Origin of the sequence: Arsukibacterium indicum (assembly GCF_019100565.1) — a bacterium.
Classification (GTDB): domain Bacteria; phylum Pseudomonadota; class Gammaproteobacteria; order Enterobacterales; family Alteromonadaceae; genus Alishewanella; species Alishewanella indicum.
Genome location: NZ_JAHRID010000001.1, coordinates 407,346 through 420,400, shown reverse-complemented (window position 1 = coordinate 420,400; position 13,055 = coordinate 407,346). Strand labels below are relative to the sequence as shown.

Annotated in this window: 13 protein-coding genes; all 13 read left to right on the top strand. The window is 49.0% G+C overall.

Annotated features, from left to right (window positions below):
- Nucleotides 1-80 precede the first annotated feature (80 nt).
- The 13 genes from KQY15_RS01910 (at nt 81) to KQY15_RS01850 (ending at nt 13,024) form a co-directional block, all read left to right on the top strand.
- Nucleotides 81-1,994: a flagellar hook-length control protein FliK gene (locus KQY15_RS01910; RefSeq protein ID WP_217666696.1), complete on the top strand. Its 1,914-nt coding sequence runs from the start codon at nt 81-83 to the stop codon at nt 1,992-1,994.
- Nucleotides 1,995-2,147: 153 nt separating this feature from the next.
- Nucleotides 2,148-2,675 (top strand): flagellar basal body-associated protein FliL, encoded by a 528-nt coding sequence (gene fliL / locus KQY15_RS01905; protein WP_217666695.1) that lies wholly within the window; start codon nt 2,148-2,150, stop codon nt 2,673-2,675.
- 12 nt (nt 2,676-2,687) lie between these two features.
- A complete protein-coding gene (gene fliM / locus KQY15_RS01900; RefSeq protein ID WP_217666694.1) occupies nt 2,688-3,776 on the top strand; it encodes a flagellar motor switch protein FliM in 1,089 nt (362 codons plus the stop codon).
- A 4-nt stretch (nt 3,777-3,780) separates the two neighbouring features.
- The gene (gene fliN, locus KQY15_RS01895; RefSeq protein WP_217666693.1) at nt 3,781-4,170 is read left to right on the top strand and encodes a flagellar motor switch protein FliN; all 390 of its coding nucleotides are present in this window, start codon (nt 3,781-3,783) and stop codon (nt 4,168-4,170) included.
- Nucleotides 4,170-4,787 (top strand): flagellar biosynthetic protein FliO, encoded by a 618-nt coding sequence (gene fliO / locus KQY15_RS01890; protein WP_254795387.1) that lies wholly within the window; start codon nt 4,170-4,172, stop codon nt 4,785-4,787. The genes fliN and fliO overlap by 1 nt, the downstream gene beginning before the upstream one ends.
- 6 nt (nt 4,788-4,793) lie before the next feature.
- The gene (gene fliP, locus KQY15_RS01885; protein WP_217666692.1) at nt 4,794-5,537 is read left to right on the top strand and encodes a flagellar type III secretion system pore protein FliP; all 744 of its coding nucleotides are present in this window, start codon (nt 4,794-4,796) and stop codon (nt 5,535-5,537) included.
- On the top strand, nt 5,534-5,803 hold the full coding sequence (gene fliQ / locus KQY15_RS01880; protein WP_217666691.1) for a flagellar biosynthesis protein FliQ: 270 nt from the start codon (nt 5,534-5,536) through the stop codon (nt 5,801-5,803). Before fliP ends, fliQ begins: the two co-directional genes overlap by 4 nt.
- Nucleotides 5,803-6,576 carry a flagellar biosynthetic protein FliR gene (gene fliR, locus KQY15_RS01875; protein ID WP_217666690.1) on the top strand — a complete coding sequence of 258 codons (774 nt, stop codon included), beginning with the start codon at nt 5,803-5,805 and terminating at the stop codon, nt 6,574-6,576. The genes fliQ and fliR overlap by 1 nt, the downstream gene beginning before the upstream one ends.
- A gap of 12 nt (nt 6,577-6,588) precedes the next feature.
- The gene (gene flhB / locus KQY15_RS01870; protein WP_217666689.1) at nt 6,589-7,719 is read left to right on the top strand and encodes a flagellar biosynthesis protein FlhB; all 1,131 of its coding nucleotides are present in this window, start codon (nt 6,589-6,591) and stop codon (nt 7,717-7,719) included.
- A 154-nt stretch (nt 7,720-7,873) separates the two neighbouring features.
- A complete protein-coding gene (gene flhA, locus KQY15_RS01865; RefSeq protein ID WP_217666688.1) occupies nt 7,874-9,979 on the top strand; it encodes a flagellar biosynthesis protein FlhA in 2,106 nt (701 codons plus the stop codon).
- 9 nt (nt 9,980-9,988) lie between these two features.
- Nucleotides 9,989-11,437 carry a flagellar biosynthesis GTPase FlhF gene (gene flhF / locus KQY15_RS01860; protein WP_217666687.1) on the top strand — a complete coding sequence of 483 codons (1,449 nt, stop codon included), beginning with the start codon at nt 9,989-9,991 and terminating at the stop codon, nt 11,435-11,437.
- A complete protein-coding gene (locus tag KQY15_RS01855) occupies nt 11,430-12,308 on the top strand; it encodes a MinD/ParA family protein (RefSeq protein ID WP_443627103.1) in 879 nt (292 codons plus the stop codon). The genes flhF and KQY15_RS01855 overlap by 8 nt, the downstream gene beginning before the upstream one ends.
- Nucleotides 12,305-13,024 carry an RNA polymerase sigma factor FliA gene (locus KQY15_RS01850; protein ID WP_217666686.1) on the top strand — a complete coding sequence of 240 codons (720 nt, stop codon included), beginning with the start codon at nt 12,305-12,307 and terminating at the stop codon, nt 13,022-13,024. Before KQY15_RS01855 ends, KQY15_RS01850 begins: the two co-directional genes overlap by 4 nt.
- Nucleotides 13,025-13,055: the final 31 nt, after the last annotated feature.

Genomic DNA, 13,055 nt, shown 5'->3' with positions numbered 1-13,055 from the left:
CGCGGTTTTTGTATTAAATCGGTAGTAGCAAACTAAACACTTGCTGATTCGTGTATAAATCGCACAACCAGGAGATCCAGATGAATCCGTTGTTGTCACTTTCTTTTTCCAGCTCAGGCCCCGTGTCAGCAGGTGTCGACCCTGTTTTATCAGACAGTGATGGTTTGCTGGATGAGAGCTCTGGTGCTAAACAGTTCTCAGATATGCTGGATCAGTCTGGTCAACAGCAATCGGCTGGCAGGCAAAGTATTGCCGGTTTCAGTATTGGCATTAAGGGCAAACGAATGGCATCAATGGAGGGACAACCTCTGAACCGGCCTCAGGATGCTATTCCACCGGTTATTGCGCCGCAAGCAGAGCTGTTACTGATTAATGATAACGATGCCGGTACCTTACTTGGCTTTCTGGATTTGGCCAGCCAGACCCGGTTGCAGCTAACTACTGAGTTAGCTGACAAAACCGCCTCAAAAGCAGCAATCCAACCTGAAGCCAGCGCTAGTGATCAATCTGAAAATATAGATGGCAAAAAAATCAACAGCGGTGACTGGTTTATTCTGCCGGTCTATCCAGAAGCCGAAGCGGCCGGAATCACTGTTGCTGCCATCCCGGAAGATGCGGCTAAGCATTCTGAAACAAACGCAACAGCGACTATATCTGAAGCATTGTCAGCTGGTCAAAGCAATGGCAAAACCGTTGCTGAGAGCGTTAGCAAAAATGCAGTGCACAATGCTGAACAACATTTAAGCCAGGCTGATGTTGCCGCCGGGGCAATAGTGGCAGGCTCTGCAGACAAAGCAAAGCAACAGAGTGCTGCCAGCGCCCCGGATGTGCTCGCTCAGCAGATACTGGCCAGTCACGATAATGCTAATGGCGAAAAGTCAGCGCAGGATAATGCAGAAGTTATTGCTGAAACTGATGCTGATAATCTGGCAGTGCAGACAACTGGCCAGGCCCCTGACACATTTACATCTGCCGTGCTGACATCTACTGGGTTAAGTGGTCAGCAAAATGTGTCAGCTCAAACCCAGGCTGAAACGGTTGCCAATACAACTGAAGCTGAGGTTATCGGGCAATTGAATGCCGCTCAACGCGCTTTATCGGCAGAAACAAAACCGGTAACAACGGACAAGACAAGTTCAGAGACTAAGATATTACAGCCGGCAGCAGCAACGTCGTTGCGCAGCGCGCAAACTGAGGCCGTTACCATTTTTGCCGATACAGATAAAACAGCTGCCACAGCTGATGATGCTAAACCTGGCAGTGCTCTGGCCAGTGCCGCGATGGTAGCGGAGTCTCTGTCAGCAAAACAGCAGCAACGAAGCGGCGCAACTGACAGCTTTAATCAGCCTAAACAGACATCGGTTGCCGAGACTGACAGCGGTGCCGCTGTCCCGGGGAGCCGGACCGACACTTCGTTAAATAGTTTTAGCAGCGCCTTCAGTCAGGGCGGGCAAAGCCAGACTGAAGCCGCCATTGCCAGAATGGATGCGGCAATGGTATCTGCCAACCGGCAATCTGCAACCCAGACAGCGGCGCCGGCTGGCAATAAATCAGTAGCCGAGCAATTAAAGCACGTCAATTTACTGGCTGAAAATGCTGCTGGTCAGCTGAAAGAGCGTTTAAACGTGATGGTTCGTCAGAATATTCATGTTGCTGAAATCCGGTTAGACCCTGCGGAACTGGGGCAGATGCAAATCCGGGTAAACCTGCAGCAGGAACAGGCATCAGTACAATTTATTGTGCAACAGCAACATGCTAAAGAATTGTTAGAGCAACAAATGCCCAGATTGCGGGAAATGCTGCAGCAACAAGGCATCCAGCTAGGCGAAGGCCAGGTTCAGCAGCAGCGACAGGGTGATAGTCAGGCCAGTAGCCGGCGTGATGGTAATTCAGGCAATGCCCAGGGGGGCAACGAACAACCAGCTGACGATAAGGCGACAGCCGTGCAGTTAGAGGTTAAGCTTAGTGAACGGATAGTAGATTACTATGCCTGAAGTAAAACTAGCGCGGGCTGAAGTAAGTCTGCTGCATTATCAATACGAATTGGCGCTTGTTTGGCGATATGAGTAAAGCAACAGATTAATAATTTACATTGGTTGCGGCCAATGAGCATAATAGCCTGAAATAACAGAATCAACGGAGTGCAAATGGCAGCGGATGGTGATTTAAAGCTGGCAGAGAGTAAAGGTGGTCTGAAAAAGATCATTATGCTGGCCGGAGCTTTAATAGTAGTACTGGTACTGGGCGCCGGCGCTTATTTTTACTTTCTGGGAAGTAACAGTGCTGAGCCGGCAACGGATGCACAGGCAGCTGTTAGCCAAAATGCTGATGGCAATCCCGTTGGTACCCCCGAGGGTAATGCGTTGTATGTAGCAATGCCCAGGCCTTTTGTGTTTAACGTGCCGGGTTCAGCTCGTGATCGTCTGGTGCAGATTAAAGTACAGCTGCTGGTGCGTGGTAGTAATAATGAAACCATTGCACTTCGGCATATTCCGCTGATTGAAGCGAGTCTGCTGGCTGCGTTCAGCAGTGCAAACGCAGATGAGCTGGTAACAACCACAGGAAAAGATGCGCTGAAAAACAAAGCCCTGAGTGATTTGCAGCAAGCGTTGCTGGAAGTTGCAGGGTCAGTGGTGGTGGAAGAAGTACTTTTCACCAGTTTTGTTATGCAATAAGAGTGAGCTATCGTGACCGATTTATTGTCGCAAGATGAAATTGATGCGCTGTTACACGGTGTCGATGACGTCGAAGAAGAAGAAATAGACGACGGTGGAGATGGCCGGAGCCGGTCTACCATGGAATACGATTTCTCGTCGCAGGATCGTATTGTTCGTGGTCGTATGCCTACTCTGGAAATGGTCAACGAGCGTTTTGCCCGCCATATGCGAATCAGCTTATTTAACATGATGCGCCGTACGGCTGAAGTGTCGATTAATGGCGTACAAATGATCAAGTTTGGTGAATATGTGCACACCTTGTTCGTACCCACCAGTCTGAATATGGTGCGGTTCCGGCCGTTAAAAGGTACCGGTTTAATTACCATGGAAGCACGCTTGGTTTTTATATTGGTCGATAACTTTTTCGGTGGCGACGGCCGCTATCATGCCAAAATTGAGGGGCGTGAATTTACCCCGACTGAGCGGCGTATTATTCAGATGCTGCTGAAACTGATTTTTGAAGATTACAAAGAAGCATGGGCCCCGGTGATGGACGTTTCGTTCGAGTACCTGGATTCAGAAGTTAACCCGGCGATGGCCAATATCGTCAGCCCGACCGAGGTCGTGGTTATAAGCTCATTTCATATTGAACTGGACGGTGGCGGCGGCGATTTTCACGTGGCATTGCCCTATTCAATGCTCGAACCCATTCGTGAGTTACTGGATGCCGGTGTACAAAGCGATAAAGAAGACACTGATTTGCGTTGGAGTAAGGCATTACGTGATGAAATAATGGATGTTAAGGTCGATTTGTCGACCAAAATGCTGGACGTTGATCTGACCCTGAAGGAGGTTATGGATTTAAAAGCCGGCGATATTATTCCGGTTGAAATACCTGATCACATTACAGTGTTAATTGAAGACTTACCAACCTACCGCGCCAAGCTGGGTCGTTCACGTGAGAATGTAGCACTGAAAATTATTGAAAAAATCAGGCGGCCGGAATCGGTGAAGTCCGAACTTCATGTGTTTACCAAAGGTGGCAGACGCCTGGACAGCGATGCAGATATTTCAGAATTAGAAGCCGATCTGAATTTGACAGAGCGGGACAGAGGATAAAACAATGGCAGACGATAAAGATACGATGGATGAATGGGCTGCAGCCATGGCAGAAGCTGAAGGCACAGATGATGCCAAGGCTGTTGATTTGGAAGAGCTCAAAGATGAAAAGTCGAATATCAGCGTTGATGAACAACGCAAACTTGATACCATCCTCGATATTCCGGTTACGATTTCAATGGAAGTGGGGCGGGCAAAAATCAGTATCCGCAATTTATTGCAGCTGAATCAGGGTTCGGTGGTTGAACTGGAGCGGGTGGCCGGTGAGCCGCTGGACGTACTGGTAAACGGTACCCTGATCGCGCACGGCGAAGTGGTTGTGGTGAATGATAAGTTTGGTATTCGCTTAACCGATGTCATTAGCCAGATAGAACGGATTAAAAAGTTACGCTAATGCAGTTATCTATACTTATCCCAGGCCGGATGTTGCGGTCATTGTTGCTGCTGGCGGTAATGGTGGGCGCAGTGCCATCATTTGCCGCGGATTTACAGCAACAGGCGACTGAAGCTGCAGTGCCGGAAACTGAGCAAGCAGTTGATTCAAAAGACAATGCAGAGCCAGCGACTCCCCCACAAGCAGTGTCGCAAGCCGCCACTGCTGATGAAACGGCTACAGAAACTGCCACTCAGTCAACAACGGCTGCGGAGCCACGCCAGGGCATACCTTTTCAACGCCAGGAGCTACCTGCAGAGCGCAATCCGGCCGGTGGCCTTAGCCTGACTAAAATCGCCATTTCTCTGGCGGCAGTGGTATTACTGGTATTTGCCCTTGGCTGGCTATTCAAAAAATTGACATTACGCCTGCCCGGTAGTCAGCACGTTAAAGTTATTTGCTCGGTGCCACTGGGGCAGCGTGAAAGGCTTCTAGTTATTGAAATACAAGGAAAACAGCGGGTGCTGGGTGTGACGCCGCAAAGTATCAATATGCTGTTTGAGTTAGAAAATTCCCTTCCTGAAACAAAGTTGGCATCAGACTTTCATACACAGTTGCAATCATTCCTGAAAAAGTAAGTTTTTATGTTGCGATTGCTGTGTTTGTTGTTGCTGTTAATCAGCCCTGCGGTGCTGGCCGATAACAGTGTATTGCCGGCGTTAACCGTTACGACTAATGATGATGGTACCCAGCAATACAGTGTAACGCTGCAGGTGCTGGCGTTGATGACCATGCTGAGCTTTATTCCGGCCATGGTGATTATGATGACCAGCTTTACCCGGATTATTGTGGTACTGGCTATTTTGCGCCAGGCCATAGGTTTACAGCAAACTCCGTCCAATCAGGTGCTGATCGGTATTACCCTGTTTCTGACATTCTTCATTATGGCGCCGGTATTTAAAACGGTGAATGAACAGGCTATTCAGCCTTATCTGAATGAGTCTATTACCCCGGTGCAGGCGCTGGATGCGGCGATTGCACCGGTAAAGGCGTTTATGCTGCATCAGACGCGAATAAGGGATCTGGATACCTTTGCTCAGATTGCCGGGATTGAAGTGTTGGAGCAGCCGCAGGATTATCCGTTAACCGTCGTTATTCCGGCATTTATTACCAGTGAGTTAAAAACAGCATTTCAGATAGGTTTTATGTTGTTTATTCCGTTTCTGATCATCGATTTGGTGGTCGCCAGTGTGTTGATGGCAATGGGGATGATGATGTTATCGCCAATGATTATATCTTTGCCGTTTAAACTGATGATGTTTGTGCTGGTAGATGGCTGGATTCTGGTTATGGGCACGCTGGCCACAAGTTACGGAGTAGGCACATGAGCCCTGAGGTTTTTGTTGATGTGTTACGCGATGCTTTGTGGATCGTCATTTTGCTGGTAAGCGCCATTATTTTGCCTTCATTGTTTGTCGGGTTAATTGTCGCGGTGTTTCAGGCGGCGACATCCATTAATGAGCAAACCTTAAGTTTTTTGCCAAGGTTAATTGTAACGCTGCTGGCGCTGATTTTTGGCGGCCATTGGTTTGTCCGGGTCATTATGGACTATACCCATGACTTGTTTCTCAGTATTCCAACTGTGGTGAGCTGATGGAGTACCCGCTGGGCATTTTAATGCAGGGTATCGCAGATTTTCTGCTACCGCTGTGCCGGGTTACCGGTATGTTGATGATTATGGCCGGGCTGGGTGCCCGCAATATTCCGATGCGGATTAAAACGGGCCTGGTGGTGATGATTACGCTGGCGGCCATGCCAATGTTGCCCCCGGTTACGCCCCCTGATTTACTGTCCGCTGCAATGTTTGTTGAAGTGTTTTTTCAGATTATGATTGGCTTTGCTCTGGGGTTTATCTCGCAAATGTTTATCACCACCTTTGTGCTGGCGGGCCAGTTGCTGGCCACACAAACTGGTTTAGCATTTGCGTCACTGGCTGACCCCTCCAGTGGCGTTAGTGTGCCGGCAATAGGCCAGTTTTATCTGATTTTAGCCACCTTACTGTTTTTTATTTTCAATGGTCATTTGATCATGATCCAGATGCTGATATTCAGTTTTGAAACCTTACCGATTAATGGCCAGTGGTGGGAAATAAGTAGCTACTGGACCATTGTTGAGTTTGGCGGCTGGATGTTTGCCACTGCGCTGGCGATTGCACTGGCGCCGATAGTCGCAATGCTGGTGGTTAATTTATCGTTCGGGATCATGACCCGGGCCGCGCCACAGTTAAATATCTTCTCAATTGGTTTCCCCATTACCATGTTGTCAGGTTTGCTGATTTTATGGCTGACGCTGGACACCTTTTTATTCCACTACGATAAGCAATGGCAGCATGCAATAGATTACAGCTGCCGGCTTATTGGCTGTTAACGGAGGCTGACCATGGCAGAAGATTCCGGCGCCGAAAAAACCGAACAGCCCACGCCCAAAAAGCTGCAAGACGCAGCGGAAAAGGGCCAGATCGCCCGCTCAAAAGACCTTGGCACGGCTTTTGTGTTGATTGCCAGTGCAGCGGCAATGCTGATGTTTGGCAAAATGTTGGCAGTGGGCGTGTTAACGGTCGGACAGCGTATGATGCATCTGGATCAGAAAGACATGTTTGATACCAATTCGATGTTTACCGCATGGAGCGAGGTCGGCAAAGCGTTGCTGCCACCGCTGGCCGCTATTTTTGCTTTTATACTGGTGGCAGCTTTTGTTGGTAATTGTTTACTGGGTGGCTTTAATTTCAGCTGGCAGGCAGCTGGCCCTAAGCTGAGTAAAATGAGCCCCCTGAAAGGCTTTCAACGGATGTTTGGTTTGCAGGCGTTAGTGGAACTTGGCAAAAGTGTGCTGAAAGTGGCAGTAGTGGTAACCGTGGCGTACTTGCTGCTGAAGTTATTTTTCATGGACATTATGGCGCTGTCGCTGATGAGCGAGCCAAACAATATTGAATCAGCAATGTATATTCTGGCCTGGTTGTTTCTCGGGCTGTGTAGCAGTGTCTCTGTTATTGCCATGGTTGATGCGCCTTATCAGAAATGGAACCATATCAAGCAGCTGAAAATGAGCTTGCAGGAAATAAAAGACGAGCACAAGAACTCAGAGGGTAGCCCGGAAATTAAAGCCCGAATCCGCCGCACCCAGATGCAGATGTCGATGAAACGGATGATGCAGGAAGTACCGACTGCCGATGTCATCGTGACTAACCCCACCCATTTTGCAGTGGCATTAAAATATGATCAGGGTAAATTCCGTGCGCCGGTTGTTGTTGCCAAAGGTGTGGATGAAGTGGCCATGCATATCCGGAAAATTGCCAACGAGCATAAAGTGCCGGTGATTGAGTCGCCAGCGCTGGCCCGTTCAATCTATTACACCACCGAACTGGACCATCCTATTCCAGAGCAGCTGTTTGCGGCGGTTGCTCAGGTGCTGGCGTATGTGTATCAGCTGAAAATGTATAAAAAAGGCAAAGGCAGCAGGCCGAAAACGCTGGCCAGAGAGCTACCTATCCCCGCCGATTACCGCCACTAACTCCAGTCTAAATAAAAAGGGTCAGAGTGATTTTCTGTAACGTTAAATCACTCTGACCCTTTTTATTCCGCTTCGGCTATTTACAGTTATGGAATGGTTTTTGCTGAGACTGTTTAAGCCTCGCGTCAAGCGCCAATAATTTGTTAGGTACGCCATGCAGTTTGTTCAGTATTTCCATAACTTTGATAAATCAAAACTGTCGTTTATGAAAGGGCTTGGCACGCCGCTGCTTATTCTGGCGGCGCTGGCGATGGTGGTGTTACCGTTACCGCCCATTCTGCTGGATACCTTATTTTCCTTTAATATTGCTCTGGCACTGGTGGTGTTGCTGGTCACCATCTATACCCTGCGGCCACTGGATTTTGGTATTTTCCCAAGCGTATTGCTGGTAGCAACTATTATGCGGCTGGCGCTAAACGTGGCCAGCACCAGGGTAGTGTTACTGGAAGGGCACAACGGCGGTGATGCTGCCGGTAAAGTGATTGAAGCATTCGGCTCAGTGGTAATTGGCGGCAACTATGCCGTGGGTATCGTGGTGTTTTTAATCCTGATCATTATCAACTTCGTGGTGGTGACCAAAGGCGCCGGTCGTATTGCTGAGGTGTCCGCCCGTTTTACCCTTGATGCCATGCCCGGCAAACAAATGGCAATTGATGCGGATTTAAACTCCGGCCTGATCACTCAGGATGAGGCGCGAACCCGACGCGAAGAAGTCACCAATGAAGCCGACTTCTACGGCTCAATGGACGGTGCCAGCAAGTTTGTCAAAGGTGATGCCATCGCCGGTATTGTTATTCTGGTGATTAACCTGATTGGCGGCCTGTTTATCGGCATGCTGCAGCATGATTTGAGTTTTGGCGATGCCATGGAAATTTATACATTGCTGACCATAGGTGATGGCCTGGTGGCGCAAATTCCATCACTGTTGCTGTCAATTGGTACCGCTATTATTGTTACCCGTCAGAACAAATCAGGCGATCTGGGCGAACAAATGACAGCGCAGCTAAGTGATAACACCCATGTACTGTTTATCGCCGCGGGCGTGCTGACGTTAATGGGCGTAGTACCTGGCATGCCGCATTTTGCATTTTTAAGTCTGGCGCTATTAGTTGGCGGTACAGCCTGGTTTATCAGGAAAAAAGCAGTACGGGTTCAGGCAGAACTGGTAACAAAAAACACGACACCCACTGCTGATAATCAGGTGCAACCGGTTAAAGAAATTGGCTGGGATGACGTACAGGGGGTCGATACCATCGGTCTGGAAGTGGGTTATCGTCTGATCCCGTTGGTAGATAAAGCCCAGGGCGGCGAGTTACTGAACCGGATCAAAGGCGTGCGCAAAAAACTGTCGCAGGAGCTGGGCTTTCTGGTGCCGCCAGTGCATATCCGGGACAACCTGGATTTAGAACCGAACAGCTACCGGGTTGCCCTGATGGGCGTGACAAGTGGTGAAGGTGAGCTGCGCCATGATAACGAACTGGCGATTAATCCGGGCCAGGTGTTTGGTCAGGTAAAAGGGGTTGCAACCAAAGACCCGGCCTTTGGTCTTGAGGCTGTCTGGATCAGTAAAGATCAACGTGAACATGCGCAAACTCTTGGCTATACCGTGGTCGATGCGGCAACCGTAGTGGCTACTCACCTCAGCCAGATATTAACCAACAATGCGGCCAATTTACTGGGGCATGAAGAAGTGCAGAATCTGCTTGATATGCTGGCCAAACATTCACCGAAACTGGTCGAAGGGCTGGTGCCGGATGTATTGCAGCTGACTACTGTGGTTAAAGTGCTGCAAAATCTGCTACAGGAAGGCGTGCCAATTCGTGACATGCGCACCATAGTGCAGACGCTGGTGGAATATGGCAGTAAAAGTCAGGACGTTGATGTGCTGACCGCTGCCTGCCGGATTTCGCTGCGCCGTTTGATAGTGCAGGAAGTTGTCGGTAGTAAAGCAGAAATTCCGGTGATTACTTTTGCTCCCGAACTTGAGCAAATGTTACATCAGTCTATGCAGGCGGCTGGCAATGATGGCGCCGGGATTGAACCGGGGCTGGCAGACCGTATTCAGCAGTCATTACAAGAGGCGCATCAGAATCAGGAATTAAATGGCGACAGTGCCGTTATGTTAACGTCAGGAATTTTACGCTCAGTCATGGCACGATTCGTGAAATACACTATTCCTGGACTGCGGGTATTGTCCTATCAGGAAATTCCCGATGATAAACAAATTCGAATTGTCAGCGTTATTGGTCAGCAAAACTAGGAGTAACTCATGAAAATTAAACGCTTTGTCGCCAAAGATATGCGTACCGCCTTAACGGAAGTCAAAGAGTTCCTGGGACCTGATGCAATAATCTTATCAAACAAAAAGGTGGCCGAAGGGGTTGAGATTGTCGCCGCCATTGACCCGGAAAGTCAGCCTGGCAAAACAGCAGAAGCAGAAACTGCAACCCCGGCAGTACCTACTCAGCGCCAGCCAGTGCGCAGTGAGCCACGTTTCAGTGCGACAGTTGATGATAGAGAGCCTGTGGCTGACAAGCGCCGCGCAGCAGAGCAGCCAGAAGCACCCGCTGACTCACTGCGTGAATTGCTGGCCCGGCAAATGATTAAACAGCAAGGTCGTGAGCCAGCTGCTGCACCAAATCAGCGCCAGAGCCTTGCTGCAACCCAGCCCGTCACCAAAGCGGCCGCTTTTGAGCGTCAAAGTTCTGGCACAACCCCCGGGGTAGCAGCCAGCCAATGGCAGGAGTTAAGTAAACAGCAGCAACAGCAAAGCCAGGCCATGGCAACCCAGTTTGAAGCCATGCGCAATGAAATGTTGTCAATGCGGCAATTGCTGCAACACCAGGTGTCTGGGTTAATGTGGCAGGATTTAGCCCGGCGCGAACCTGTGCGGGCGCTGGTCATTGAACACCTGCAGCAACTGGGTTTATCTGAACAGGTAGCGGATCAACTTGCTTGCTTTATGCCGGAGGATATTAATGCCAGCGAAGCCTGGGATACCGCCATGGAGTTACTAAGCGGCCAGTTGAACACGACCAATGATGATATATTGCGCCGTGGCGGTATCATTGCGTTGGTCGGGCCAACCGGCGTGGGTAAAACTACAACTGTGGCGAAACTGGCAGCCGGCTTTGCCAAACGCCATGGTGCTGATCAGGTGGCGTTGATTACCACAGATTCATACCGGATTGGTGCCTTTGAGCAACTGGCAACTTATGGCCGGATCATTGGTTGTCCGGTTAAGCAGGCGAAAGACAGTGACGAGCTGGCAATGCTGTTAAATCAGCTGGCACAGCGCAAACTTATTCTGATAGATACGGCGGGGATGAGTCAGCGCGATGTGCGTCTGGCTGAAAAACTTGCCAGTTTAATGCATAATTCACGTGTTAAAATAAAAAGTTATCTGGTATTGTCTGCGACAGCGCAGGCCAGAGTAATGCAGGAGACGGTCGCGCAATTCAAACGGATTTCTCTGGCGGGTTGTATTTTTACTAAACTTGATGAATGCTTAAGTTTAGGTGAAGTAATCAACGTGGCCATTCAAAATGCACTGCCGGTTAGCTATCTGACCAATGGCCAGCGGGTACCTGAAGATATTGTGGTAGCCGACGCCAGCGATTTAGTGCAACGTGCTGAAATTTTACGGCTGACCCACAGCAGTAAAGGACACCAGTGGTACAATGACGATGTGTCCCGAACGGAAGCAGCCTATGCATAGTCACGAATTAATTGACGATCAAGCCAGTGGCCTGAGAAGAATGAATAAGCAGATGGTAAAAGTAATTTCAATAACCGGTGGTAAAGGTGGCGTAGGTAAAACCAACGTCAGTCTTAACCTGGCGATGGCAATGGCCCAACTTGGAAAGAGAGTGTTGGTACTGGATGCTGACCTTGGCCTGGCAAACTGCGATGTAATGTTGGGTTTACGGGTAGAAAAAAACCTTTCGCATGTGTTATCCGGTGAGTGTGAGCTCGATGACGTTATCATAGATGGCCCCTTTGGGATAAAAATTGTTCCTGCGACTTCGGGATCGCAGAATATGACTGAATTATCGCCGGTTGAACACGCCGGGCTTATCCGGGCGTTCAGTGAATTGAAAACGCCGGTTGATGTACTATTGGTGGACACTGCGGCCGGCATCTCTGATATGGTGTTAAGCTTTTCCAGAGCCTCACAGGATGTGGTAGTAGTGGTGTGTGATGAGCCAAGCTCAATTACCGATGCCTATGCCCTGATGAAAATTCTCAGCCGGGATCATGGCGTGGAAAAGTTTAAAATTGTTGCCAATATGGTGCGCAATATGAAAGAAGGTCAGGAACTTTTTGCCAAGCTGAGCCGGGTTACTGACCGTTTTCTGGATGTCAGTCTTGAACTGGTAGCGACGGTGCCATACGATGAAAACGTGCGTAAAGCGGCCCGTAAGCAAAAAGCTTTTATTGATGTTTTTCCAAAATCACCTGCCAGCATGGCAGTGAAAGGTTTAGCGCTCAAAGCGATAAAATGGCCGGTGCCCGCTAATGCGTCAGGTCATCTGGAGTTTTTTCTTGAGCAACTGTTGCAGCCGCATGCTGATCAGGGGGTAGTGTGAACAGTAAACTGGCCGCATATGGTGGTGTTGACCAGATGCAGCAGCTGGTTGAACGCCATGCGCCGTTAGTAAAAAGAATTGCTTATCATTTAATGGCACGTTTACCGGCCAGTGTGCTGGTAGATGATTTAATTCAGTCTGGCATGATAGGTCTGATTGAAGCTGCAAAAAACTTTGATGGAAGTAAAGGCGCCAGCTTTGAAACCTTTGCCGGCATTCGTATCCGGGGCGCTATGCTTGATGAAATGCGCCGTGGTGACTGGACGCCCCGTTCAGTGCATCGCAATGCCCGTTTAATAGCAGATACCATCGCTGAGCTGGAAGCTGAATTCGGGCGTGATATTAAAGACTTTGAAGTTGCTGAAAAACTTGATATATCCCTCGATGAGTACCATCATATGTTAACCGATGTCAGTACTGGCAGAATTATCGGTATTGAAGATCTCGGCGTATCAGAAGATGTACTGGTGACGGCTGAAGATAGGGACGGCGATCAGTTATATGAACAGCAAGCGAATGAAGCGTTTAATAAAGCACTGGTATCTACTATTAGCAGTTTGCCGGAGCGCGAAGCTCTGGTACTCTCACTGTATTACAATGAAGAACTAAATTTAAAAGAAATCGGGGCAGTGCTGGATGTTAGTGAGTCCCGGATAAGTCAGATCCATAGCCAGGCACTTGTGCGCTTAAAAGCCAGAATGCAGGCTTGGGTATAAATTAAAGCAGTTGAGATACCAGGCGTATTAT

Coding starts and splice junctions, on each gene's coding strand:
- KQY15_RS01910 (WP_217666696.1), top strand. CDS start 81: ATGAATCCGTTGTTGTCACTTTCTTTTTCCAGCTCAGGCCCCGTGTCA.
- fliL (WP_217666695.1), top strand. CDS start 2,148: ATGGCAGCGGATGGTGATTTAAAGCTGGCAGAGAGTAAAGGTGGTCTG.
- fliN (WP_217666693.1), top strand. CDS start 3,781: ATGGCAGACGATAAAGATACGATGGATGAATGGGCTGCAGCCATGGCA.
- fliO (WP_254795387.1), top strand. CDS start 4,170: ATGCAGTTATCTATACTTATCCCAGGCCGGATGTTGCGGTCATTGTTG.
- fliP (WP_217666692.1), top strand. CDS start 4,794: ATGTTGCGATTGCTGTGTTTGTTGTTGCTGTTAATCAGCCCTGCGGTG.
- fliQ (WP_217666691.1), top strand. CDS start 5,534: ATGAGCCCTGAGGTTTTTGTTGATGTGTTACGCGATGCTTTGTGGATC.
- fliR (WP_217666690.1), top strand. CDS start 5,803: ATGGAGTACCCGCTGGGCATTTTAATGCAGGGTATCGCAGATTTTCTG.
- flhB (WP_217666689.1), top strand. CDS start 6,589: ATGGCAGAAGATTCCGGCGCCGAAAAAACCGAACAGCCCACGCCCAAA.
- flhA (WP_217666688.1), top strand. CDS start 7,874: ATGCAGTTTGTTCAGTATTTCCATAACTTTGATAAATCAAAACTGTCG.
- flhF (WP_217666687.1), top strand. CDS start 9,989: ATGAAAATTAAACGCTTTGTCGCCAAAGATATGCGTACCGCCTTAACG.
- KQY15_RS01855 (WP_443627103.1), top strand. CDS start 11,430: ATGCATAGTCACGAATTAATTGACGATCAAGCCAGTGGCCTGAGAAGA.